This is a genomic window from Marinomonas sp. ABL3_031 (assembly GCF_056161265.1).
The window spans coordinates 157,434-178,633 of sequence record NZ_JBSWYU010000008.1 but is presented as its reverse complement, the minus strand read 5'-3'; the positions used below and the strand labels follow the sequence as shown (position 1 = coordinate 178,633).

Sequence of the window (21,200 nt, the reverse complement as noted above, 5' to 3'; positions counted from 1 at the left end):
TCTTTAAATCAGCTTAAAGGAAACACAGATGAATATCAAAGCCGTTAAATTGCGTTACTGTTTTTTGTCCATCATGCTTATGTCGGGTTCGGTATTGGCGGAGTCATTTACCCTCAGCAGTGACGACATAGAACATGGGGCCTTTATGGGGAAAGCTCAGGAGTTTGAAGGTTTTGGATGCAGTGGGGGCAATCAGTCACCACAACTTTCATGGAGCGGAGCGCCAGAAGGCACCAAAGCCTTTGCGATCACTGTCTATGATCCTGATGCGCCGACGGGCAGTGGTTGGTGGCATTGGCAGGTGGTCAATATTCCAAGTGATGTTTCGACCTTGCCTTCCGGTGCTGGGAATGCCAATAACCGTTTCATTCCTGATGGCAGTAGACAAATCAGAAATGATTATGGTGTGGCCGGTTTTGGTGGTGCTTGCCCTCCACCAGGGGATGGTGCTCACCGTTATCAATTTACTGTCCATGCCTTATCACAGACATTGGACTTGCCTGAAGACCCTTCTGGCGCATTATCGGGTTACATGATTAATGCCTATTCTTTAGATTCAGCGACACTGGAAGCCCTTTATAAGCGTTAAGGAAGTGGCGTGATCTTGGGAAGATAGGAAGGGTTTTTTGAACGGAATTCTTATCTTCCCTAGATAGTATGGTTTTTTTTCTATCATAGCCTAAGTAGGCAGATTTTTTCCTATACTTGATAAGTGAATTGCAAGGAGGGGTTATGCAAGTTGACAAATATGAACAAGCTGACATTCAATTGCTTATTAAAGAGTTAAACACAGGCGCCGATGGCTGGTCTTTGGAGCAAGGGAAACTCACCAAGCAATATGTGTTTAGGGATTTTGCCTCGGCTTTTGGTTTTATGTCCATGGTTGCCTTATATGCGGAAAAAATAAATCATCATCCAGAATGGTTTAATGTTTACAATAGGGTCAAGGTCCAGCTGATGACCCATGATGTTGCTGGTATTTCCCTTAAAGATGAAGACATGGCAAAACAAATGGATGCTTATGCAGAGTCTCTTCACAAGTCAAATGGCTGAGATGTCTTGTCAGAGGCAAATAGCAGGTCACTAATACAGGATATTTTATGCTCAATATAGTATGAATCACTTAAAGTAATGCTCGGCCACTTACAACCAATAGAGTATTACTTTACTATGCCCTCTAAAGTAAGCTGTGAGCTTCCTGTTTATTGAGTGTGAGCCAATGCAACTTTCATCTTCACAGCAGAAATAAAGCACCATTATATGAAACTAATTCCCATTATCTTGGCCGGCGGTGTTGGCAATCGTTTGTGGCCACTTTCTCGTAAACATATACCGAAACAATGCTTGCCACTGACGGATCAAGAACACAGTCTGCTGCAACAAACCTTGCTTCGTATTCAAGCACTGGATGTCGCGGATCCTATTATCGTTTGTAATGAAGAGCACAGATTCTTGATCGCACAACAGCTACAGTCTGTTGGTGTTGATAAATCGAGTATCTTACTTGAACCTGAAGGCCGCAATACAGCACCATCTATCGCATTAGCGGCGTTGACAGTAAAACAAAAATACCCTACTGATGCGCTGATGTTAGTCTTGCCTGCTGATCATGTGATTCGCGATGTAAATGCATTTGAAACAAGTATCTTAACAGCTGCTAAGCTGGCTAAGCAAAATGCTTTGGTAACCTTTGGCGTTCAACCCACTCATCCTGAAACCGGATATGGTTACATTCGTTCTGCCGCCAATCACCAGGTCGTTGAATTTATTGAGAAGCCTGATTTAGAAACCGCGAAGTCCTATCTTGCTTCAGGCGATTATCTTTGGAATAGCGGTATATTTTTATTTCAAGCGGATGCTTATCTTACTGAGTTATCCATTCATAGAAAAGACATCGCTGAGACTGTCATAGCTGCTTATGATAAACGCAGTGAAGACATGGATTTTGTGCGTATTGATGCCGCACTCTTTAGTCAATGCCCAGAAGAGTCTATTGATGTTGCTGTGATGGAACCAACCAATAAAGCCAAAGTGGTTCCCTATACTGGAGATTGGCATGATATTGGTGCTTGGGATGCATTGTATGATTATGCAGAAAAAGACGCTGATCAGAATGTCTTGTCGGGCGATGTGATAGTTAAGGCAACGCACAACAGTTTGATTCGTTCGGAGTCTCGTTTGGTTGCAGTGGTTGGAGTGGAGAATTTGGTCGTTGTAGAAACCGCTGATGCTGTGCTGGTAATGGATAAGAATCATGCGCAAGAGGTTAAGAAAATAGTTAAGCGTCTTGCACCAAATTATCAATGAGTTTTTAATGAAATACACATTGGTGGCCATTTTTTTGAGGATGAATCACTGCTTTGCTTGCCTAATTGACGTTTAAACAATTCAGATCAAAATTGTTAATGGACGATTCTGCATTGTCTTAAAATAGCAGTCAGGCGGCCTTTTTTGTCAGAGAATGTCATAAACGCAAACAAGCCAAATACCAAAGCAAAAAATAGTCTCACTTTTTAAATGGTATTTGATCAAAGCAGATTAATAGATACTAATGAGAAATGCACCACTGACATAAGTCTATGTAGTGGTGCATTTTTGTGTGACTTAGTAAGCTTAGTCGATAAAAACTGCGACAATGTACTTAATTGTTTGTCTATTACAGTTATTAAATTGAATAGCAATGGGTTGAGGGTCGTCTCTGCTAAAAATAATATCTGTTGTGCTAACAAACCCTTCTACAAAAGATGAGCAGCTTCCTATAGTGGTTATTTCAGTAGCTATTGAAGTACCTGTCCCTGTATTTTGGTTCGAGCCTGGATAAATGAGGCCTGCAAAAACATCAGGTGTATCCAGATAAATGGCGTATCGTGCCGTGCGAACAATTGGGAAATGGGTATAACTTGAGTCACTATTTTCTAGTTGCACAGTAATTGGAATACTGACGGGCCCATGGTGTGGTGGACTAAATACATCGCTTAATTCTGAAACAGCTTGAATAGTTTCTCCTGCTCCCGGAACTTCAAATTGCTGACATGCAATACTTGCTGTTGTTGACATGATTTACCCTCCAATTAATTGAAATAGGTTTTGAATGCGAAAGTTTCCTTGCTTTCACTCCGAAATCAATTAAAACCGAGCAATCCCTTGGGAATTGCTAACTGACACAGGAATGCAGCATTGTCGGGTAATACTGCAAACTAATACCCTGATTTGCTAATGAAGCAAATATGAGAAATGTAAATGGTTCTCATATAACTATATAGTTAGGGACTAAAGATAATTCAAGAAATATAAAGATTTTCGTGCAGTAATAACTTGGTACAAGAGGGCACCTAAATTTTAAACTTGATACAGTTAGTCACAGAGAAATATTTAGTTTGAGATAACTTAATACACCATTAAGGAAAACAATATCTCATTAGATGAGCTCTATCTGGTCGAATATAAAATTTTACTGATAGCGATGTATAGCTGAGTATTTTGTGTAAGTCAGGGCTCAATGTGTTCATTTTATCTGGAGAGAAGTATTGTGATTAGAGAAATGACAAAGTCGGATTTTGTTGCCTTTTGGCCCACGTTTGCTGAGATTGTTACAGCGCAAGAAACCTACGCGTTTGATCCTAATATGACTCAGCAAGAGGCGTATACCCTTTGGTGTGAGTCGCCGATGGCAACCTACGTGTTGGTCGAAAATGATGTGATTCTAGGCAGTTATTATATCAAACCCAATGCCATGGGGCCGAGTCGCCACATTAGTAATTGCGGGTACATGGTGTCCTCTCATGCGAGGGGAAAAGGCGTGGCCCGTCGTATGTGTGAGCACTCTCAGCAAGTTGCGAGGACACTGGGTTTTGAGGCGATGCAGTTTAATAGTGTGGTCTCCACAAATGAAGTTGCCATTCGACTTTGGGAAAAGCTGGGTTTTAGTATTATTGGTACCATTCCCCAAGCTTACAAGCATAAGCAATTAGGCTATGTTGACAGTTATATTATGTTTAAATGGCTCGCTGATTAAGTAAGCTCCTGTGCTGCCTTAATGCCATAATCCATGTAGGTCTCCTTCGATTCTTTCAGAGAAACGGCTTCTTAGTGTTAAGAGTGATTGAAAGGTATTAACATTCCTGCTCACTCTTGCCTTGATAGGCCGTTTCTTAGATAAGACTGATGTTCAGAAGACTTATTCGCCCCTTGCTTAGATAGCTTTATATACTAATATGTGGTCTTATTAGACTAGATTAGTGCCTTTAGATGTGATTGTTATCGTTACTTATTGGTTACTTTAAAAAAATTTCTATTGCCATTATTTTTCAAATTTTCCTTATTTAATATGAATTAACGAGAGACATTCGTATTCATTATGAAAACGCGTTTATGTTAGTATGCGTTTTTCAAAAGGAGGCTTTGTGAAGCAAAATATTGTGCACGTTTCACTGGTTGTGAAAGACTATGATGAAGCGATTGATTTTTATGTGAACAAACTCAACTTTGAATTAATCGAAGACACTTATCAGCCTGCACAGGACAAACGTTGGGTGGTGGTGGCGCCACCGAATTCTCATGGTGTGACACTATTATTGGCTCGAGCATCAAAACCAGAACAATATGATGTTATTGGTAATCAAGCGGGTGGTCGCGTCTTTTTGTTTTTAAATACCGATGATTTTTGGCGTGATTACGAACGCATGAAAGCCATTGGAATTCATTTTGAACGTGAGCCTCAGCAGCAGGATTATGGCACAGTGGCTGTTTTTGCTGATTTATATGGCAACTTATGGGATCTTGTAAAGTTTCATCCAGATCACCCTATGGCGAATCGATAACCTTGAGCTTCATTGCCATTTTATGAAATGGTATGAATAGAGAGTGGGAGGTGTAATGCAAATTAGACAAATGGCATATCGAGACAGGGCTGTTTGGGCGGAAATGCGAGCTGCCTTATGGCCAGAATACGATGAAGATCATTTACCTGAGCTGGATAAATATTTTGATGGTAAAAGTAAAGATCTAGTGGCCGCTTTTATTGCCGAGCAGGATGACATAGCAGTAGGCTTTATTGAACTCAATATACGTTCCTTCGTGGAAGGCAGTCATCAAGATGCCGTGCCCTTTATTGAAGCCTGGTTTGTGACGTCAGAATATCGTGGCCGAGGCTTGGGTAAGGCGCTGATGTTAACGGCACAAGAATGGGCCTTGAGTCTGGGGTATTCGGAACTGGGCAGCGATACAAATGAATCAAATGCCTTAAGTATTCGTTTGCATCAAGAGTTTGGTTTTGAGGAGACGGCACGAGTCGTGTGTTTTCTGAAACAACTATAACGGCGCAGGATGCGTCAGATAAGTCATCATAAACTATCTATATACTCACATGGAGGTTTTTGCTTATGAGTTACTTTGCGTTTATTTGTTTTTGTTTGGTGGCCACGTTTACACCTGGGCCAGCAGTACTGTTAGTGGTTAAGAATACGCTAAAATTTGGTGTTAAAAAGGCTTTGCTGGGCATTTGGGGGAATGTGGCGGCAGTGATGACATTGGCGACCCTATCCGCCATCGGACTAAGCGCTTTGATATTGGCATCGGAGCCAGCTTTTGTCATTATGAAGTTGCTCGGTGGGGGCTATCTTATTTATCTTGGACTAAAGGCTTGGCGTTCAAAACAACATTTCGCGGTCATTTTATCGCAAAAAACACGCGTTATTTCTTCCCGTACCTTATTTATTGAAGCGTATTTCACAGGGGTATCTAACCCCAAAGCTTGGGCATTTTATACGGCTGTTTTCCCCCAGTTTATTTCGCTTCAAGACAATGCTTTTGCGCAGTTTAGTCTCTTGGCGTTGACCTTTGCGATCTGTTCTTTTGTCGCTCTGTCTGCGTATGCTTGGTTTGCCATGTCGGGCAGCAAACATTTAGCAAAAGAGGCTGCGGTGAGATGGTTTCATCGACTCACAGGTGGCTTATTCATTGGTTTTGGTGGTGCATTACTGTTGAGTCACAGAGCATAAGAACAGCAGGGCGAAATAGATAAATACAGCTGAGGAGAGTGTATTTGGCGACGGTAATTAGAAGAGCGGAGTTAACCGATACAAAAGCGGTAACGGATTGTGTTAAAGCGGCATTCGAGGGTTATATTGAAAGAATAGGGAGACCGCCTGGCCCTATGATGGAAGATTATTATCGAGTGATTTATCAGCATAGAGTGTTTGTGGTCTTAGTTGATGATGATTTGGTTGGTGTACTGGTGTTGAAAGAACGTGAATCCATTATGTTGTTGGATAATATTGCGATTCGACCAGATCATCAGGGCAAAGGTTTTGGCATGCAATTGCTTCATTTAGCCGAAATAGAAGCCTTGAAAGCGGAGTTTCCTAGGATAACCTTATATACACATGTCAATATGCATGAAAATATTAAATTATATCAATCTCTTGGTTATGTTGAGACAGAGCGTAAGAATAACGAAGGCTATCAACGTGTTTTTATGCAGAAGGATTTGTTATCACTAAAGGCGACATAAATAAGACGAATGACCGAGGTTGTTAGCATGATGATAGAAAAACAGATGAAGACATTTATCGAATTGCTAAACCTATGATTGATGAGGTGATTAAGGCACACAATGCAAAGGATTGGATCTTGTTCTCAAAATACCAAATGGACGACGAGCTTGATAATCCAAACAATGGAAACAAGGCTAAAGCTCAATATTATTGGCTGATTATTTTACATCCTGGTGATGTCGTCCTTTTGATGTGAAAACAAACCAACACCCAAGTTAAGGCGAATTATTGGCTTGCTATTCGATCAGCAAAGAAGCCAAGGTGAAAGAGGTCGGCTTTCGCCTTTTCTAAGGAAAGTAAATGGATGGGGAACCTAATCCTTTCTCATCTGTCTTTTATAAGAGCGTTTATTATTGATCTTATATAGGACACTCTATGACATTCTTTTCTCGCCGTGGTCTTATAAGGCGCGGTTTTATTCTATCCAGTCTAGCGCTGTTGTCGCGCAATACTATGGCGGCAGTACTGACCCCAAAAGCCACGGAAGGACCATTTTATCCAACGCCAGCCATGCGATTTAACGATTCGGATAATGATCTTGTTAAGGTGCGTGGTCGAGTGGAGGAAGCGGGTGGAGAAGTGATTCATCTGCATGGCAAGATTCGTTCTAAAACGGGTCAACCTTTGACGGGTTATCGCATTGAAATTTGGCAATGTGATGTGAATGGTAAATACTTGCACCCTGAAGATGACAACAACATAGAATACGATAGCGGTTTTCAGGGGTTTGGTTACGACATTACGGATGCCGATGGTGCTTATGGTTTTCGAACCATCAAACCGACACCCTATCCGGGAAGAACGCCTCATATTCATGTCAAGGTATTGGATGGACGCAGAGAGAAATTGACTACGCAATTTTATATTGCTGATGAACCGAGTAATCGCTCCGATGGTGTTTTTCGCCGTCTGTCCGCTGCCGAAGCCGACAGTGTTTCTATGGTGTTGGTGAAAAAAGACGGGGTCACCACTGCGCAAATTGACCTTATTCTTTAAAGTAAATTTCTATTTTTGCCAGTGACCAGTGACCAGTTACAATCACGGGGAAAGCACGTCTAAGAATATGCAACAGTGTCAAACCTAAGAGAAGCAGAACCTGTGATGAAGATACAAGCGTTAACGGAATCCATCGGTGCTATGGTGGAAGATGTGGTATTGAGCGATTTGTCTGATGAGCAGTTTGCGTTCTTGTATCAGGCTTTTTTACAGCACAAGGTTTTGTTCTTTCGAGATCAAGCATTAACGGTCGATGAACATTTAGCCTTAGGTAAGCGTTTTGGGGAGTTAGAACCTGCGCACCCATTCTTCCCTCATTTGGAGGAAGATAATCGTATAGTGGTGATTGAAACCTCTCCTGGTAATCCACCTGGCAAAAGTTTCTGGCATACGGATATGACCTGGCAACGGATTCCTCCTAAATGCTCCATCCTGCATGCGCAATATCTTCCTCAGCAGGGCGGCGACACTATTTGGTGTGACATGGCAGCCGTGTGGGCTGACCTTAATCTGGCTGAGCAAGAAGCAGTGCGTGACAAGCAAGCTCTGCATGCCTTACATGCCTTTGCCAATAGTCGTTACGATGACATAAATGAACAGGGTGAAAGCTCGGTGAGTAAAAAATCGGAAGATTTTCCTCCCTTGGTAAGACCCATGGTGCAAGCGCATCCCGAAACACACCAAACAGCACTCTTCATAAATGAACAATTTACTCGCGCTATTGTGGGCATGAGTGAACAGGAAAGTGACGCGTTATTAGCACAACTCTTTGCCAAAGCACGACAAACCAAGCATCAGGTGCGTTTTCAATGGCAGGTGAATTCAGTCGCGATTTGGGATAACCGCATTACCCAACATTTTGCTGTGACCGATTATGGTGATGCGCCGCGCCGTTTGCATCGTGTGACAGTACAAGGGAATGCGGAGATGGCCGGGTTACCTTATGAGTAAGTTCCTTTCAACGCATTCTTTAAATGTGTTAATGGAATAGGAGCGGACAACAAGTGGCCCGTTCTTTAAATCGCTCTGGGACGCTTGTTGATTTGAGACAAGTACTGCCAAGTGTGACTTGAGAATGCAAAATGATCTTTTGGGGAGCGCCTATGAACATATTATCAATGCGTTTTAATGCGCAAGCTGAGGCCTTGTTAATCCAGCATGGTTTGCCTTATGAGGATTTGTCTGGTGCGACACAGGTGGCCTTATTTGGTATGCAAGAAGGGGAGACCTTGGTGGGTATGATAGGGGTTGAAGCTTATCAAGAAGAAGGGCTGATTCGTTCTTTGGCCGTTAATAAAACCTATCAAGGTTCCGCTTTAGGGCGAGCATTGGTTCAGCATGCAGAGCATTGGGCAAACAATGAAGGCATGAAAGCCGTTTATCTTTTAACAACCACTGCGAAAGCGTATTTTTCAAAGCTGGGTTATCAGGTCATCACCAGACAAGAAGCTCCCACAAGCATAGTGAAAACAGAACAATTTTCGTCCTTGTGCCCAGCATCAGCCAGCTTGATGAAAAAAACATTCATCTAATGGCAGTGGCATTCTTTTCCTTTTTATCAGTGACAGCTCGAATCAGTGGCCACTCTGATTTACCAAGTAAATAAGCAATAAACACACTTTACAAGCGGCTGTGAAGGTTAATGGCTTGCACAGCACGCATGACTTGTTCTGTGTTCTGTTGATACAAATCCAGTGCTGAGTTTTCCACCAAGGTTAGATGAATGTCCGCTTGCTGAAACAGCTGCTTTGCCAAGCGCATGTATGTGCCTGGGTGGGCCGAGCTGGCGTCGACGCTTTGCAGCCAAGCCACAGGTTGTGTGAGCTGAGCAAAGGCGTGTTGTATTTGCTTGAGTTTGCCTTGTAGATCCGCTTGCTCTTGTTGTGTTTGATACCAGCGTGTGGGTAATAAAAAGGAGGGCAGCCAGGTTAACGCGGGAGCGAACCAATCGGTATGCAGATGATCTTGGGTAATAGTGGCGTTAATTAACACTATGCCTCGAATAAAGGTAGGGTACTTTACGGCCAACAAAGGCACTAAGACGCCAGCGTAACCATTACCGACCAAAATAAGCTTTTGCTGACCGTTTCTTTGCCAAATATTTTGAATCACAGGGGCCAGCATCTCCGCTTGTAATTCAATATCTGCGGGATAATTTTGTGGGTAAGTTGAGCGTCCCCAGCCGGGTCGATCAATGGCAATCAAACGATAATCCTGTTTAATCTCATCGCTTTGAAAATAGGGCTTGAAGCTGCTGTCATCGGTATCGTGAATAAAGACTAAGGTGTCTCGTGGCGTGAGGCTGCGATCACTGCTGGCATAGTGGAGTTTGAAGTCACCGCTTGGGCCTTCCATATAGAGCACATGATTTTGTATTGGGCCTAAATCATTATTGGCCTCATTAAATTGAGTGTCAGAATTAGGTGAAGAGGAATCACAGGCAGCTAGAAGCCCCACCAAGCTTGTTGCTAGTAGGAAGCGAAAGGGATAAGCAAATACATTAGCGAGCGACTTCATGGTGTGTTTTCCATACCGAGATAGCACATTAAAAAGCGCATCCTCTGCTTTTTTAAATAGAGTTGAGATTGTACATGATTGACATCAATAGTCATTCCTCTTTCAGAATAAAGCCAAAGATTGCGTTCGTCGGGAGACGGTTTTCCCTGTCACAATCTGACAATGTCTGTTCACTATCATTCTCTTGATCTATAGCAATGTTTCAAAATCCAACAGCACTCATAATCCATTCTTATAGTAAACCCTGATCTTAGGTTTGGGGTTTCGGTGGGCGTTGGATAAAAAGAACACTGTGCCAGATGTGTCGACAAGCGCCTTTTTCTCAATCAAATGAATGGGTTGAAGTCATATGATTAACGAAGCTGTAGTGGATCTATCGCGGTTTCAGTTTGCTCTTACTGCTCTGTACCACTTTTTGTTTGTTCCTTTAACACTAGGGATGGCTTTTTTACTTGCGATCATGGAGTCGGTCTATGTGATCACGGGTAAACAAATTTACAAAGACATGGTGAAGTTTTGGGGCAAATTGTTCGGCATTAACTTTGCCTTGGGGGTAACAACCGGTTTGACCATGGAGTTCCAATTTGGCACCAACTGGTCTTATTACTCTCATTACGTGGGTGACATTTTCGGTGCACCACTGGCCATTGAAGGCTTGATGGCTTTCTTCTTAGAGTCCACGTTAGTCGGGCTGTTCTTCTTCGGTTGGGATCGCATGAGCAAGGTCAAACACTTGATGGTGACTTGGTTGGTGGCGCTGGGCTCTAACTTATCGGCATTATGGATTCTGATCGCCAATGGTTGGATGCAAAACCCAGTGGGGTCTGAGTTCAACTACGAAACCATGCGCATGGAACTAGTCGATTTTGGTGCTTTGTTATTGAACCCGGTGGCACAGGTGAAGTTTGTTCACACGGTTTCTGCTGGTTACACAACGGGCGCAGTATTCGTATTGGCCATCTCCAGTTACTATCTATTAAAAGGTCGTGATCTTGCCTTTGCACGGCGCTCTTTTGCTATTGCCTCAGCGTTTGGTTTGGCGTCAGTATTGAGCGTGATCATTCTCGGAGACGAGTCTGGTTACGAGTTGGGGGAAGTGCAAAAGGTGAAACTGGCGGCGGTTGAAGCCGAATGGGAAACTCACGAAGCACCAGCGCCTTTCACTATCATTGGCTTTCCGAATCAAGCGCTTGAGGAAACGGAATACGCTTTACGTATACCGGGCTTGATGGGCTTGATCGCCACCCGTTCTTTAGACGAAGAAGTGATGGGCATTAAAGAGCTGAAAGAGCATAACCGTCAGCGTATCATTAACGGTATTTATGCCAATCAGCTGTTGGAAGAATTGCGTTCTGGTAATCCGGATCCATTGGTGAAAGAAAACTTTGACAAGGTTAAAGACGATCTTGGTTATGGTTTACTGGTCACTGCCTTCAACGAAGACATTAACCGAGTGTCTCCTGAGGACATTGACATGGCCGTTGACTACTCGATTCCACGAGTGGCGCCTTTGTTCTTCTCATTCCGCATCATGGTGGCCTGTGGCTTCCTTATGTTGCTCATGTTCGCTGTGGCCTTCTATCAAAATGCCCGTCGTCGTATTGGTCAAAACCGGACCTTACTGAAGTTTTTTGTGGCCAGTTTACCCTTACCTTGGATCGCCTGCGAAACTGGTTGGTTCGTTGCTGAATACGGTCGCCAACCTTGGGCGATTGGTGAGGTGTTGCCAATTCACGTGGCGGTATCCAATCTGACTGCGGGGGAAATCTGGTTCACCATCATAGGTTTCACTCTACTTTACAGCGCTTTCTTGGTGGCCGAGATGTACTTAATGATTCGTTTTGCCAAGCAAGGGCCTTCCAGCTTACACACTGGACGCTACGCGCTTGAACAAGAAGCTGATCAGCTAAAGCAGGGGGTATAAGATGGATTACGAATTATTAAAAATCATTTGGTGGGTGTTGGTCGGAGTCTTGCTGATTGGTTTCTCCGTAACCGACGGCTTTGATATGGGCGTGGGAAGCTTGTTGAAAGTGATCGGGGGGAACGATGCGGAGCGTCGCATCATGATCAACTCCATTGCACCGCACTGGGACGGCAACCAAGTTTGGTTCATCACCGCAGGTGGTGCTTTGTTTGCGGCTTGGCCTGTGGTCTACGCGACATCCTTCTCTGGCTTCTACTTTGCCATGATGTTGGTGTTGGCGGCCTTGTTCTTCCGTCCAATCGGCTTTGACTACCGCTCTAAGTTAGAAAGTTCAAAGTGGCGTAATAGCTGGGATTGGGGCATCGTATTTGGTTCGGCTGTGCCGCCGATTATTTTCGGTGTGGCGTTCGGCAATCTGTTGCAAGGCGTGCCTTTCCAGTTTGATGAATACCTTCGAGTCACTTACACAGGTTCCTTCTTCGCCTTGTTGAACCCTTTTGCCATTCTATGTGGTTTGGTCAGCTTGATGATGCTGGTCACTCAAGGTGGCGCTTGGTTACTCATGAAGACCGAAGGCGACTTGTTGCGTAAAGCCGGTATGGCGACCTCCATCACAGGTTTCTTAGCTGCGGTGTTTTTCATGCTGGCGGGTGTGTGGTTGGCCTTTGGTATCGATGGCTACGTCATCACTAGCGTGGTAAATGGTAATGAAGCCATGACACCGTTAATGAAAACCGCAGAAGTTCAGCCTGGGGCGTGGTTGGCAAATTATGCCAAGGTACCGGCTCTGATGTTGGCACCAGTGATTGGTATCTTGGGTATGTTGATGGCCGCAATTGCGGGCGTGAAGCGTAAAGGGAGCTTGGCCTTCTTGAGCTCTTCGCTAGGGATTGCGGGCATTATTGTGACGGCTGGTGGCTCTATGTTCCCATTCTTGATGCCATCATCCAGTTTCCCAAGCATGAGCTTGACTATGTGGGATGCGACTTCCAGTGAAAATACCATGATGATCATGTTTGTGGTGGCGTGTATCTTTGTGCCTATCGTATTGGGTTACACCCTGTGGAGCTACCTAGTGATGTACGGTCGTTTGAACAAGCAGCACATTGAAGCCAACAAGCATTCTTTGTACTAAGCAAGGTTAGAGAAAATCAATATGGGTAATGGATCGAGTGAGGCATGCAGACCTTACTTGATCAACAAATAGGAGAATGAATCATGTGGTATTTCGCTTGGATTCTAGGCATTTTATTGGCTTGCTCTTTCGGTATCATCAATGCGGTATGGTTAGAGTTTAGTGGTTACGAAGGTGAAGAGGAGCAATCCTAAGCATGATGGCGGGCAGAAAAGCGGCCTCCAAGGCGTCAAAAAGTAAACGCATCAAAACCCCCGAAGCCGGTTTCCTAACCGAATTGGCGACGCAGCAGTCGGCTCAATACCGATTCGCGCAAGGCTTTGGTGTGTTATTTGCGGTGGCCTTGGTGCTGCAAGCTTGGGCGTTTGCCAACCTGTTTTCCGACATGGTGTTGCAACAGGCGTTTTCGCTTTTCTTCCTGTTTCTGGCTTTATTTGCTTTGTTATTACGCGCTCTTGCCAACTTTGGCCGAGAGCGCGTTTGTGCTTCTGCGAGTCGGCACATTCGTTATGGCTTGCGGCACAAATTGATCGCCCATCTCACGCAATTGGGCCCAGCGCGTTTGCGTATCGAAGAAGACGCGGCCTTATCGACACGAGTCTATGAACAAGTAGACGCTTTGGACGATTATTTCAGTCGCTATAAACCACAAGTGTTTATGGTTACCCTGATACCTTGCGTGATCTTATTATCGGTCGCTCCGGTGTCATGGGTGGCCTTCTTAGTTTTCATGCTCACCGCGCCATTGGTGATCGTCTTTATGATTTTTGTTGGTTACAAGGCGGCGCAGGCGAATCGTCGTCAATTCAATGTGCTGGCCATGTTGTCCAACCAGTTTATGGATCTCAGCCAGGGGTTGGCGGAACTCAAACGCCTTGGTCGCACACACGCTGCACGAGATCGTCTGTCTAACAGTGCTAATGCGTACCAAAAAACCACCATGGGCGTCCTGTTATTGGCTTTTTTATCCACTGCTACCTTGGAGCTGTTTGCTTCCATTTCCATTGCCATGATTGCCTTATATTTAGGTTTGGGCTTGTTGGAAATCTTGCCTTGGCAAGTAGGCACTGCGCCTGTGACATTAACGCAAGCCATGTTTCTCTTACTGCTTGCCCCAGAGTTTTATTTGCCTCTACGTCAGTTAGGAAACGATTACCACGCCAAACAAAAAGCCGAAGCGGCGGCCACAGATCTGATGCGTATTCTAGACGTGCCTTTATCGATGGAAAAAGCGTTGTCGACAGCAGAAGACAAGATTACAAGTTCAGCACAATTGGCCTATTTATCCTTTCAGGGACTCGCTTGGCAAGATGCAGGACGACAACGTCTAGCGCCGATGACGGGCCATATACTGCAAGGGGAACGGGTTTGGCTAAGCGGTGAATCCGGTGTAGGGAAATCCAGTTTATTGCATCTATTATTAGGTTTTGAAGAAAATTACCAAGGCCAGCTCTATATTAAAGGCAAGGCTTTTTCTAAGCTGAACCTAAAAACATGGCGTAACAAGTTGGCTTGGTTGCCACAAACCCCTGAATGGGTGAATGGCAGCATTCGCCGCAACCTCTTGCTGGGCATTGTTGAACCGAGCGAAAGCTGCATACAAAAAGCTTTATACAACAGCCAATGTGCGGACTTTATTGCCACCTTACCCAATGGCTTAGACACCCAACTCACTGAGCTAGGCAGTGGTTTATCGGGTGGACAGATGCAGCGTTTGTCCATTGCGAGAGCCTTATTATCTAACGCCGAGGTTTGGCTCTTGGACGAGCCTTGTTCAGGTTTGGACACTGATACCGCCGCCGCCATATTAACCACCTTAGAAAACGTCTCACGTGGCAAAACCTTACTCATTGTTAGCCACGATACCCACCCCATTCATTGGGCCGACAAACACTGGAGCCTGAGCCGCACAGGCTTGGCAGAAGAAAGTAAAGCAGGGCGAACATATCGTTCCGGAGGATTGCATGAACAAGCCAAATACGCTGTCCCTTGTTAAGCTGTTATTGGCCAATCCTTGGGGCTTTTTCATTCCGGTATTAACCGGTGTGGCCTCTAGTATTGCCGGCGTGGCGCTATTGGGCGTGTCTGGCTGGTTTATTTCTGCCGCCGGACTGGCAACCGCCTTGGGCACCGCTTTAGTATTTAATTACCTCACCCCGGGGGCCATAGTGCGCGGCTTAGCGATTCTTCGAACAGCAGGGCGCTACGGTGAGCAAGTTACGGCTCACAATCATCTATTGGGTTTATTACGCACCCTGCGACTTTGGGTGTGGGACCAGCGTGTCGCCAAACCGATTGCCGATTTGCACCAACAAAGCCGTGGCGACTTATTACAACGCTTGGTAAGCGATTTGGATCAAATCATACGTTGGCCCTTGGTGGTGTTTTTGCCTTGGCTCTATGCCTTGCTTGGCTATCTCGGCGTAAGCATTTTTGCCTACTTCATTGACCCCGTTTTACTTTGGCCGCTAGGCATCGCGGCATTTTGTCATCTAGTCTTATTGCCTTATGTGTGTGGTCGTTTCGCGTCCCATGCGGTGCATGTTGGACAAATTCTTGGCGTACACAGACGCGGCCGTTTTGTCAGCTTGTTTTCTGCTTTGATTACCCTAACCATACGTGGCCACTGGCAAGATTACGCAGCTCGTTTGGAGCAATTAGACAATCGTCAAAAGCGCATGGAGGTTATGATTCAACAAGCCATTAGCCTAGGGCGATTATTGGCATACATGGTCACCATCGGCTTACTCGCCAGCGTGTTTCTGCTATTGGGCGACGTAATGATCAACAGCTCAGGCATGAGCGAGATGAACTGGCAACTCAAAGACGGAGTGTCAGGCACTTGGTTAGTGGGCCTAGTATTGGCCTTGTTGGCGGTCAACGAACTGGTGTTGCCACTGGTGCAATCCTTCGTGGCACAAGGTCAGTCGCAAGTAGGCTTGCGTCGTTTGAATCAAATCCAACAAGACGCCCCACAAGTAGTAGGTGATGCTATTGATCGGCTTCACCACCTTGCATTGCAAGATTGGCGTGGCTATCACCTAGCAAGTGGCTTGGGCAATCAAGCTATCGATCTTGCACTCAACACAGGGGGCAGCCTTTGGTTACGCGGTGCCAGCGGCAGCGGTAAATCCACCTTGTTGGCGTCCATTGCCGGAGATTGCTTAGCCACAGGTAAAGCGCAAGTGAATCAGCAAACTTGTGACCTTTACGACAACTCATCTTTCCAAGCCCAGCTCAGCTACTTACCCCAGTCTCCTTATGTGTTTCAACAAAGCATTGCGGCCAACCTAATGCTAGGCAAAGCCGATGCCAGCGATGAAGAAATGTGGGCGGTACTGGAAGCCGTGGCGTTAGCCGATTGGGTGAGGGGACTAGAAAACGGACTGAGCACCTTACTCAGTTCACAAGGCCGCGATCTTTCTGGCGGACAGCGAAAACGCCTCGTCCTAGCAAGATTGCTACTGCGCCGCGCACCTTTACTCTTACTAGACGAACCCTTTGACGGCCTAGACAAAGCCACCATCGAACGCATTTGTCATTCTTTGAGTCATGACTACAAGCCAGAGATGTTGATACTTGTAAGCCACATCGATAGCCCATTGTCGGAGCAAGCAAGAGTCATTGAGTTATAAATTCCCTCTCCTTATTAAGGGGGAGTCTGAGAGTTCTGGGTTTCCTCGGATTGGCTTTGGTCGGGAGAGCATTATTCCGCTCTGCTGAGCGGGTAACTTTTGTCTAGCGCCACAAAAGTAACCAAAAAGTCGCTTAAATCCTTTCGCACATTCAGGAACGTGTCGAGGATTTTTTGCTAACAGGCTCATTGCCTCTTTTTACGTTTAAAAGCGTTTCACACCTGATGAACTCTCATGTTCCTTCCCCTTATGTCTTCAAGGGGAGGGCAAGGGTGGGGTTAGCCCAGCAACCTCACATCAACTCAGAGTAAACCACCAAATGTAGGTCTTATAAGCAAAGCGCCATCAGACAGTGAAGACAAATTGTTACAATATTTGATCCAAAGGACTGTCTATCCCCGTGAAATGTTGGCCTATGACATGAGTATAAATTTGAGTCGTCGATACATCGTTATGACCTAATAATTCCTGAACGGTTCTTATGTCTCGTCCTGCCATGAGTAAATGGGTTGCAAAAGAATGTCGAAATGTATGGCAATTTATTCTCTTGTCGTTAATCCCTGCCTTGGAGGCTGCAATTTTTAGAGCTTTACGAGGTACAGAATCATGCAAATGGTGCCTGCATAACTGACCAGTTAAAGGATGCGGACTGATGGATGTTGAGGGAAATAAAAACATCCAATTGAGTTGACGAAAGGCATTCGGGTACTTTTTAGGCAGGGCAAAGGGTAAAGAAGGGCCATAACCTTTGGTGTTGTCTTCTTGCTGGATGCTTAGCGCATGTGACTTTTGCTTGTTTAATGATTCTGCTAATTTTCGACTCAGAATGGTGGTTCTGTCTTTATTGCCTTTACTGCACCTTACCGCCAAACTACCTTGCTCCAAATTAATGTCTTTGATACGAATACGTAAACACTCGCTGACCCTTAAACCCGATCCATAAAGTAATGAAAATATCAAATAATCCCGTTCATTTAAGCCGCTGAGGATTTGTTTAATTTCATTAGCGGTTAAAACAATGGGCAAGCGCCGACCTTGTTTAGCATGCTGGAAGCCTAAATCACCCAATGGTTTATCCAGTAACTTGTTGTACAAAAAGGCGAGAGCATTCAACGCAGACTTTTGAGTGTTAATAGCAACATGCTGTTCAACGGCGAGAAACGATAAAAACGCTCTTACTTCTTCCGCGCTCATGTTTTGAGGATGTTGTAACTTATGAAACCGAATGAAATATTTGATCCAAAAAAGTATGATTTTTCTGTTTTTAAGCTATAGCCGCGAAGGCGTAACTCATGTCGAATAAAATTAAGAAACGGACTGGATGACATCACACACTCCTTGTGTATATGTTCAAATAAACTGTATAAATATACAGTATTTTTTTGAGTTGCCAATTTTTGGCTCGTTTAGCCTAAAAAATAATCACAGTATTGCGCGTTTGCGCTGGTAGAAAAATAAAAAGTCTTTTAGTATCAATGGATAAGAATATCCGCAGCAGAAATAACAGGCCGTGGAAAAATGAAATAACGCGCATGCTTGTTTTTCCAGATTTGGATTTTGTTTATATCTTGATAAAAACCTTTTTTATCAGTAATTTATAAAGATACTAGCGAAATTTTTGAATTGTCTAAACGCGCATGCGTACTATTAAAAATGTTAGTTTACATATCAAATTCAGAGGACGAAAATGAAAATTAGATCAGCAGATGCTTCAGATTTAGACTCACTTTTGCGTCTTAATTATCAGATTGGAGTTATGCACTTTGAAAATGCACCTGAAGCATTTGTTAAACCGTCATCTGAAGAAAAAGAGTTCCTTCTTAAGGCTCTAAATGATCAATCAAGGCTGTTTCTTATTGCAGAAATCTCTGGTGATGTTGTTGGCTTTGTAACAGCTACGGTAACTCAAAATGAAGCTATCCCATTTTTAGTTAAAACACCTATTTGTCGTGTCGGCACAATCGTAGTTGATGAAAATGCTAGAGTTTCTGGTATTGGTACTCAACTCATGGCTCGATGTAATGACTGGGCTAAGTCTCAAGGTGCTGAGCAAATTAGACTAGAGGTCATGGCTTTCAACAAGCGTGCGCAAAGCTTTTATGTAAAATTAGGCTTTGAAGAGCAGTCAAAAACAATGTGGAAAACTGTAAACTAACAAACGCCTCAAGAGGGACTGTCAACGCGCGGCGTTTCCAGTCTCAATGAGCCGCGGTGGTTTCAGTTGTTATGTTTGAGTTTAGTGTTATGCGTTGCCAGCCCCTTAGGCGGGCGTTATGTGGCCTAAGCAAGTTGCGAGAATATAGCCCATTTAATGTATAGTCAGCATCAATTTAATTTATATAAAACAGAGCGTATTAATAGAGAATTAGAATGGCCAAACCGGATGTAATTCAGGCGATATTAAAAGACAGTAATTATAGTCTCTCGCTATTTAGTGAAAATGAAATAGAAGAACTAAAGGAAAAGGTTTTCACAAAAAAAGTTCGTAAAAAAGATAATTTTTTCGTGAAATGTGTCGTTAGGGAAAAGGATATACAGCTAAAGCCAGAAGAAATTGTAAGGCAGCTTTATGCGAGAAAGCTCATTGATCAATATGGTTATAGTAAAAAGAGAATAGCATTTGAATACCCTGTTAGTTTCGGCCGTGAGAAGAAAAGCGCTGATATTGTAATTTTTGACAAGGACAGAGTCGATAGCGCATTTATTATAGTAGAGCTAAAAAAGCCGAAACTAAAAGATGGAAAAAATCAATTGCGATCATATTGCAATGCAACAGGAGCGCCTATTGGAATATGGTCGAACGGTGAAAAGATATCTCACTACCACAGGAAGGATCCTAATTATTTTGAAGATATAACGGACATCCCCAAAGAAAATCAAACACTAAAAGATATCCTGAGCGAAAGATTTACACTTAAAGACCTTATAGTTAAAGATAAAATTGCTAATGAACGGAAATCACTAAAAGATATCATTCTTGAAATGGAAGATGAAGTCCTAGCAAATGCTGGCGTTGATGTTTTTGAAGAAGTCTTTAAGTTGATTTTCACAAAGCTTCATGATGAATTTGGCAGCAAAAAGGATAAATCTAAAATTGAGTTCTATCTTGAAGATAATCTTGACGATGAAGATAGAGGCGATTATGAAAAATTAAAAGATTGCCTTTCTGGAATTAATGACAAAAAATTTAGAGTCATGGATTTTAGGAACACTGGGCAAACAGATACTGAATTAAAACAAAAAATACAAGAGCTTTTTGATGAGGCAAAGAATCAATGGCCTGGAGTTTTCCCCGAAGGTTCAATTTTTGAATTGTCTGACAGTCATTTATCTGTATGCGTATCTAGCCTGCAAGATGTAAAACTGTTTAACTCAAATCTTTTGGTTGTAGATGAAGCGTTTGAGTACCTTGTAAATAAGTCCGCTAAAGGTGAAAAAGGTCAATACTTCACTCCTCGTCATGTAATTGACATGTGCGTCCAAATGCTAGATCCAAAGCGGGGAGAGTATATGATAGATACTGCTTCCGGTAGTTGTGGGTTTCCTGTTCATACTATTTTTAAACTAACAGGTCATCTATTTACTAATGCAGAGATCCCGGATGAAGAAAAACAACATGTACTAAAAATCTTTGGTATCGACTTTGATGAAAAAACGGTTCGTGTTGCTAGAACTCTTAATCTTATTGCTGGCGATGGAGAAACAAATGTTTTACACCTAAATACGTTGGATTTTGACCGTTGGAAAGATAAGACTGAAAAAGATAAGAGTTGGATCAATACCTACGGCAAGGGGTTTTCGAGGTTAGAAAAGCTCCGCACCGAAAAGAATGGAAACAAAACATTTGGTTTTGATCTTTTAATGGCAAATCCGCCATTTGCAGGTGATATCAAAGAGAGTCGTATACTGCACCAATATGAGCTTGGATTTAATGCAAATGGCAAGGCCCAAACAAAGGTTGGCCGAGATATACTGTTTATTGAAAGAAATTTGGACTTTTTGAAACCAGGTGGAAGAATGGCAATAGTTTTGCCGCAAGGCCGGTTTAATAACACTACGGATAAATATATAAGAGACTTTATATCAGAGCACGGCCGAATTCTTGCGGTCGTAAGCTTACACGGTAATACATTCAAACCCCACACTGGAACAAAAACAAGCGTTCTCTTTATTCAGAAATGGGACGATAAACTTTGCCCCAAGAAGGATAATTACCCGATATTTTTTGCAGTAAGCGAAAAAGGAGGAAAGGATAATTCGGGTGATTATATCTATGTTAAAAATTCAGATGAGAAGTATAGATTGGACAAAAATGGACACCTAATAGTTGATCACGATCTGCATAATCATGATGGTGAGTTGCCCGATGGAATATCTGAAGCATTCATTAGCTTTGCGAAAAAAGAAAAGCTTTCTTTTTGGAGTGAAGAATAGCT

General features: G+C 43.5%; 21 protein-coding genes. 18 read left to right on the top strand and 3 right to left on the bottom strand.

The window, feature by feature from the left end:
• Nucleotides 1-28: 28 nt before the first annotated feature.
• From ACXAH2_RS10895 to ACXAH2_RS10885, 3 genes are all read left to right on the top strand, one after another.
• On the top strand, nucleotides 29-589 hold the full coding sequence (locus ACXAH2_RS10895) for a YbhB/YbcL family Raf kinase inhibitor-like protein (RefSeq protein ID WP_475078466.1): 561 nt from the start codon (nucleotides 29-31) through the stop codon (nucleotides 587-589).
• Between the two features lie 143 nt (nucleotides 590-732).
• Nucleotides 733-1,053, top strand: coding sequence for a 4a-hydroxytetrahydrobiopterin dehydratase (locus ACXAH2_RS10890; protein ID WP_475078465.1), 321 nt, complete (start codon nucleotides 733-735; stop codon nucleotides 1,051-1,053).
• A gap of 207 nt (nucleotides 1,054-1,260) precedes the next feature.
• Nucleotides 1,261-2,307 carry a mannose-1-phosphate guanylyltransferase/mannose-6-phosphate isomerase gene (locus ACXAH2_RS10885; protein WP_475078464.1) on the top strand — a complete coding sequence of 349 codons (1,047 nt, stop codon included), beginning with the start codon at nucleotides 1,261-1,263 and terminating at the stop codon, nucleotides 2,305-2,307.
• Between the two features lie 306 nt (nucleotides 2,308-2,613).
• On the opposite strand, the gene ACXAH2_RS10880 is transcribed toward ACXAH2_RS10885, so the two are convergent.
• Nucleotides 2,614-3,057 carry a hypothetical protein gene (locus ACXAH2_RS10880; protein ID WP_475078463.1) on the bottom strand — a complete coding sequence of 148 codons (444 nt, stop codon included), beginning with the start codon at nucleotides 3,055-3,057 and terminating at the stop codon, nucleotides 2,614-2,616.
• A 484-nt stretch (nucleotides 3,058-3,541) separates the two neighbouring features.
• Between ACXAH2_RS10880 and ACXAH2_RS10875 the strand changes: the two genes are divergently transcribed.
• From ACXAH2_RS10875 to arsN2, 8 genes are all read left to right on the top strand, one after another.
• Nucleotides 3,542-4,015: an N-acetyltransferase family protein gene (locus tag ACXAH2_RS10875; protein ID WP_475078461.1), complete on the top strand. Its 474-nt coding sequence runs from the start codon at nucleotides 3,542-3,544 to the stop codon at nucleotides 4,013-4,015.
• 388 nt (nucleotides 4,016-4,403) lie between these two features.
• Nucleotides 4,404-4,820, top strand: coding sequence for a VOC family protein (locus tag ACXAH2_RS10870; protein ID WP_475078460.1), 417 nt, complete (start codon nucleotides 4,404-4,406; stop codon nucleotides 4,818-4,820).
• A 55-nt stretch (nucleotides 4,821-4,875) separates the two neighbouring features.
• Nucleotides 4,876-5,316, top strand: a complete 441-nt coding sequence (locus tag ACXAH2_RS10865) for an N-acetyltransferase family protein (protein WP_475078459.1) — start codon at nucleotides 4,876-4,878, stop codon at nucleotides 5,314-5,316.
• A 65-nt stretch (nucleotides 5,317-5,381) separates the two neighbouring features.
• Nucleotides 5,382-5,999, top strand: a complete 618-nt coding sequence (locus ACXAH2_RS10860) for a LysE family translocator (RefSeq protein WP_475078458.1) — start codon at nucleotides 5,382-5,384, stop codon at nucleotides 5,997-5,999.
• A gap of 44 nt (nucleotides 6,000-6,043) precedes the next feature.
• Nucleotides 6,044-6,511 (top strand): GNAT family N-acetyltransferase, encoded by a 468-nt coding sequence (locus ACXAH2_RS10855; protein ID WP_475078457.1) that lies wholly within the window; start codon nucleotides 6,044-6,046, stop codon nucleotides 6,509-6,511.
• Between the two features lie 418 nt (nucleotides 6,512-6,929).
• The gene (locus ACXAH2_RS10850; protein WP_475078456.1) at nucleotides 6,930-7,550 is read left to right on the top strand and encodes a dioxygenase family protein; all 621 of its coding nucleotides are present in this window, start codon (nucleotides 6,930-6,932) and stop codon (nucleotides 7,548-7,550) included.
• A gap of 75 nt (nucleotides 7,551-7,625) precedes the next feature.
• The gene (locus ACXAH2_RS10845; RefSeq protein WP_475078455.1) at nucleotides 7,626-8,501 is read left to right on the top strand and encodes a TauD/TfdA dioxygenase family protein; all 876 of its coding nucleotides are present in this window, start codon (nucleotides 7,626-7,628) and stop codon (nucleotides 8,499-8,501) included.
• Between the two features lie 152 nt (nucleotides 8,502-8,653).
• Nucleotides 8,654-9,082 (top strand): arsenic resistance N-acetyltransferase ArsN2, encoded by a 429-nt coding sequence (arsN2, locus tag ACXAH2_RS10840; protein ID WP_475078453.1) that lies wholly within the window; start codon nucleotides 8,654-8,656, stop codon nucleotides 9,080-9,082.
• Nucleotides 9,083-9,170: 88 nt separating this feature from the next.
• Here the strand turns inward: arsN2 and ACXAH2_RS10835 are convergent, their stop codons facing one another.
• The gene (locus tag ACXAH2_RS10835) at nucleotides 9,171-10,067 is read right to left on the bottom strand and encodes an alpha/beta fold hydrolase (RefSeq protein WP_475078451.1); all 897 of its coding nucleotides are present in this window, start codon (nucleotides 10,065-10,067) and stop codon (nucleotides 9,171-9,173) included.
• A 349-nt stretch (nucleotides 10,068-10,416) separates the two neighbouring features.
• Between ACXAH2_RS10835 and ACXAH2_RS10830 the strand changes: the two genes are divergently transcribed.
• From ACXAH2_RS10830 to ACXAH2_RS10810, 5 genes are all read left to right on the top strand, one after another.
• On the top strand, nucleotides 10,417-11,991 hold the full coding sequence (locus ACXAH2_RS10830) for a cytochrome ubiquinol oxidase subunit I (RefSeq protein ID WP_475078450.1): 1,575 nt from the start codon (nucleotides 10,417-10,419) through the stop codon (nucleotides 11,989-11,991).
• Nucleotide 11,992: 1 nt separating this feature from the next.
• Complete coding sequence (gene cydB / locus ACXAH2_RS10825; RefSeq protein ID WP_475078448.1) at nucleotides 11,993-13,129, top strand: cytochrome d ubiquinol oxidase subunit II; 1,137 nt, start codon at nucleotides 11,993-11,995, stop codon at nucleotides 13,127-13,129.
• Between the two features lie 83 nt (nucleotides 13,130-13,212).
• Nucleotides 13,213-13,323 (top strand): cytochrome bd-I oxidase subunit CydX, encoded by a 111-nt coding sequence (gene cydX / locus ACXAH2_RS10820; protein WP_446815433.1) that lies wholly within the window; start codon nucleotides 13,213-13,215, stop codon nucleotides 13,321-13,323.
• A gap of 2 nt (nucleotides 13,324-13,325) precedes the next feature.
• On the top strand, nucleotides 13,326-15,125 hold the full coding sequence (gene cydD / locus ACXAH2_RS10815) for a thiol reductant ABC exporter subunit CydD (RefSeq protein WP_475078446.1): 1,800 nt from the start codon (nucleotides 13,326-13,328) through the stop codon (nucleotides 15,123-15,125).
• Nucleotides 15,094-16,764, top strand: coding sequence for an amino acid ABC transporter ATP-binding/permease protein (locus tag ACXAH2_RS10810; RefSeq protein WP_475078445.1), 1,671 nt, complete (start codon nucleotides 15,094-15,096; stop codon nucleotides 16,762-16,764). The genes cydD and ACXAH2_RS10810 overlap by 32 nt, the downstream gene beginning before the upstream one ends.
• A 366-nt stretch (nucleotides 16,765-17,130) precedes the next feature.
• Here the strand turns inward: ACXAH2_RS10810 and ACXAH2_RS10805 are convergent, their stop codons facing one another.
• Complete coding sequence (locus ACXAH2_RS10805) at nucleotides 17,131-17,991, bottom strand: integron integrase (protein ID WP_475078478.1); 861 nt, start codon at nucleotides 17,989-17,991, stop codon at nucleotides 17,131-17,133.
• Between the two features lie 460 nt (nucleotides 17,992-18,451).
• Here ACXAH2_RS10805 and ACXAH2_RS10800 point away from each other — a divergent pair, with 460 nt between their 5' ends.
• Both ACXAH2_RS10800 and ACXAH2_RS10795 read left to right on the top strand, forming a co-directional pair.
• Entirely contained in the window at nucleotides 18,452-18,919 is a 468-nt protein-coding gene (locus ACXAH2_RS10800; RefSeq protein WP_475078444.1) for an N-acetyltransferase family protein, read from the top strand.
• Nucleotides 18,920-19,134: 215 nt separating this feature from the next.
• On the top strand, nucleotides 19,135-21,198 hold the full coding sequence (locus tag ACXAH2_RS10795; protein ID WP_475078443.1) for a type I restriction-modification system subunit M: 2,064 nt from the start codon (nucleotides 19,135-19,137) through the stop codon (nucleotides 21,196-21,198).
• Nucleotides 21,199-21,200: the final 2 nt, after the last annotated feature.

What these genes read in the sequence shown, in the direction of transcription:
- ACXAH2_RS10895 (WP_475078466.1), top strand. Translation starts at nt 29, where the DNA reads ATGAATATCAAAGCCGTTAAATTGCGTTACTGTTTTTTGTCCATCATG.
- ACXAH2_RS10890 (WP_475078465.1), top strand. Translation starts at nt 733, where the DNA reads ATGCAAGTTGACAAATATGAACAAGCTGACATTCAATTGCTTATTAAA.
- ACXAH2_RS10885 (WP_475078464.1), top strand. Translation starts at nt 1,261, where the DNA reads ATGAAACTAATTCCCATTATCTTGGCCGGCGGTGTTGGCAATCGTTTG.
- ACXAH2_RS10880 (WP_475078463.1), bottom strand. Translation starts at nt 3,057, where the DNA reads ATGTCAACAACAGCAAGTATTGCATGTCAGCAATTTGAAGTTCCGGGA.
- ACXAH2_RS10875 (WP_475078461.1), top strand. Translation starts at nt 3,542, where the DNA reads ATGACAAAGTCGGATTTTGTTGCCTTTTGGCCCACGTTTGCTGAGATT.
- ACXAH2_RS10865 (WP_475078459.1), top strand. Translation starts at nt 4,876, where the DNA reads ATGCAAATTAGACAAATGGCATATCGAGACAGGGCTGTTTGGGCGGAA.
- ACXAH2_RS10860 (WP_475078458.1), top strand. Translation starts at nt 5,382, where the DNA reads ATGAGTTACTTTGCGTTTATTTGTTTTTGTTTGGTGGCCACGTTTACA.
- ACXAH2_RS10850 (WP_475078456.1), top strand. Translation starts at nt 6,930, where the DNA reads ATGACATTCTTTTCTCGCCGTGGTCTTATAAGGCGCGGTTTTATTCTA.
- arsN2 (WP_475078453.1), top strand. Translation starts at nt 8,654, where the DNA reads ATGAACATATTATCAATGCGTTTTAATGCGCAAGCTGAGGCCTTGTTA.
- ACXAH2_RS10835 (WP_475078451.1), bottom strand. Translation starts at nt 10,067, where the DNA reads ATGAAGTCGCTCGCTAATGTATTTGCTTATCCCTTTCGCTTCCTACTA.
- ACXAH2_RS10830 (WP_475078450.1), top strand. Translation starts at nt 10,417, where the DNA reads ATGATTAACGAAGCTGTAGTGGATCTATCGCGGTTTCAGTTTGCTCTT.
- cydB (WP_475078448.1), top strand. Translation starts at nt 11,993, where the DNA reads ATGGATTACGAATTATTAAAAATCATTTGGTGGGTGTTGGTCGGAGTC.
- cydX (WP_446815433.1), top strand. Translation starts at nt 13,213, where the DNA reads ATGTGGTATTTCGCTTGGATTCTAGGCATTTTATTGGCTTGCTCTTTC.
- cydD (WP_475078446.1), top strand. Translation starts at nt 13,326, where the DNA reads ATGATGGCGGGCAGAAAAGCGGCCTCCAAGGCGTCAAAAAGTAAACGC.
- ACXAH2_RS10810 (WP_475078445.1), top strand. Translation starts at nt 15,094, where the DNA reads ATGAACAAGCCAAATACGCTGTCCCTTGTTAAGCTGTTATTGGCCAAT.
- ACXAH2_RS10800 (WP_475078444.1), top strand. Translation starts at nt 18,452, where the DNA reads ATGAAAATTAGATCAGCAGATGCTTCAGATTTAGACTCACTTTTGCGT.
- ACXAH2_RS10795 (WP_475078443.1), top strand. Translation starts at nt 19,135, where the DNA reads ATGGCCAAACCGGATGTAATTCAGGCGATATTAAAAGACAGTAATTAT.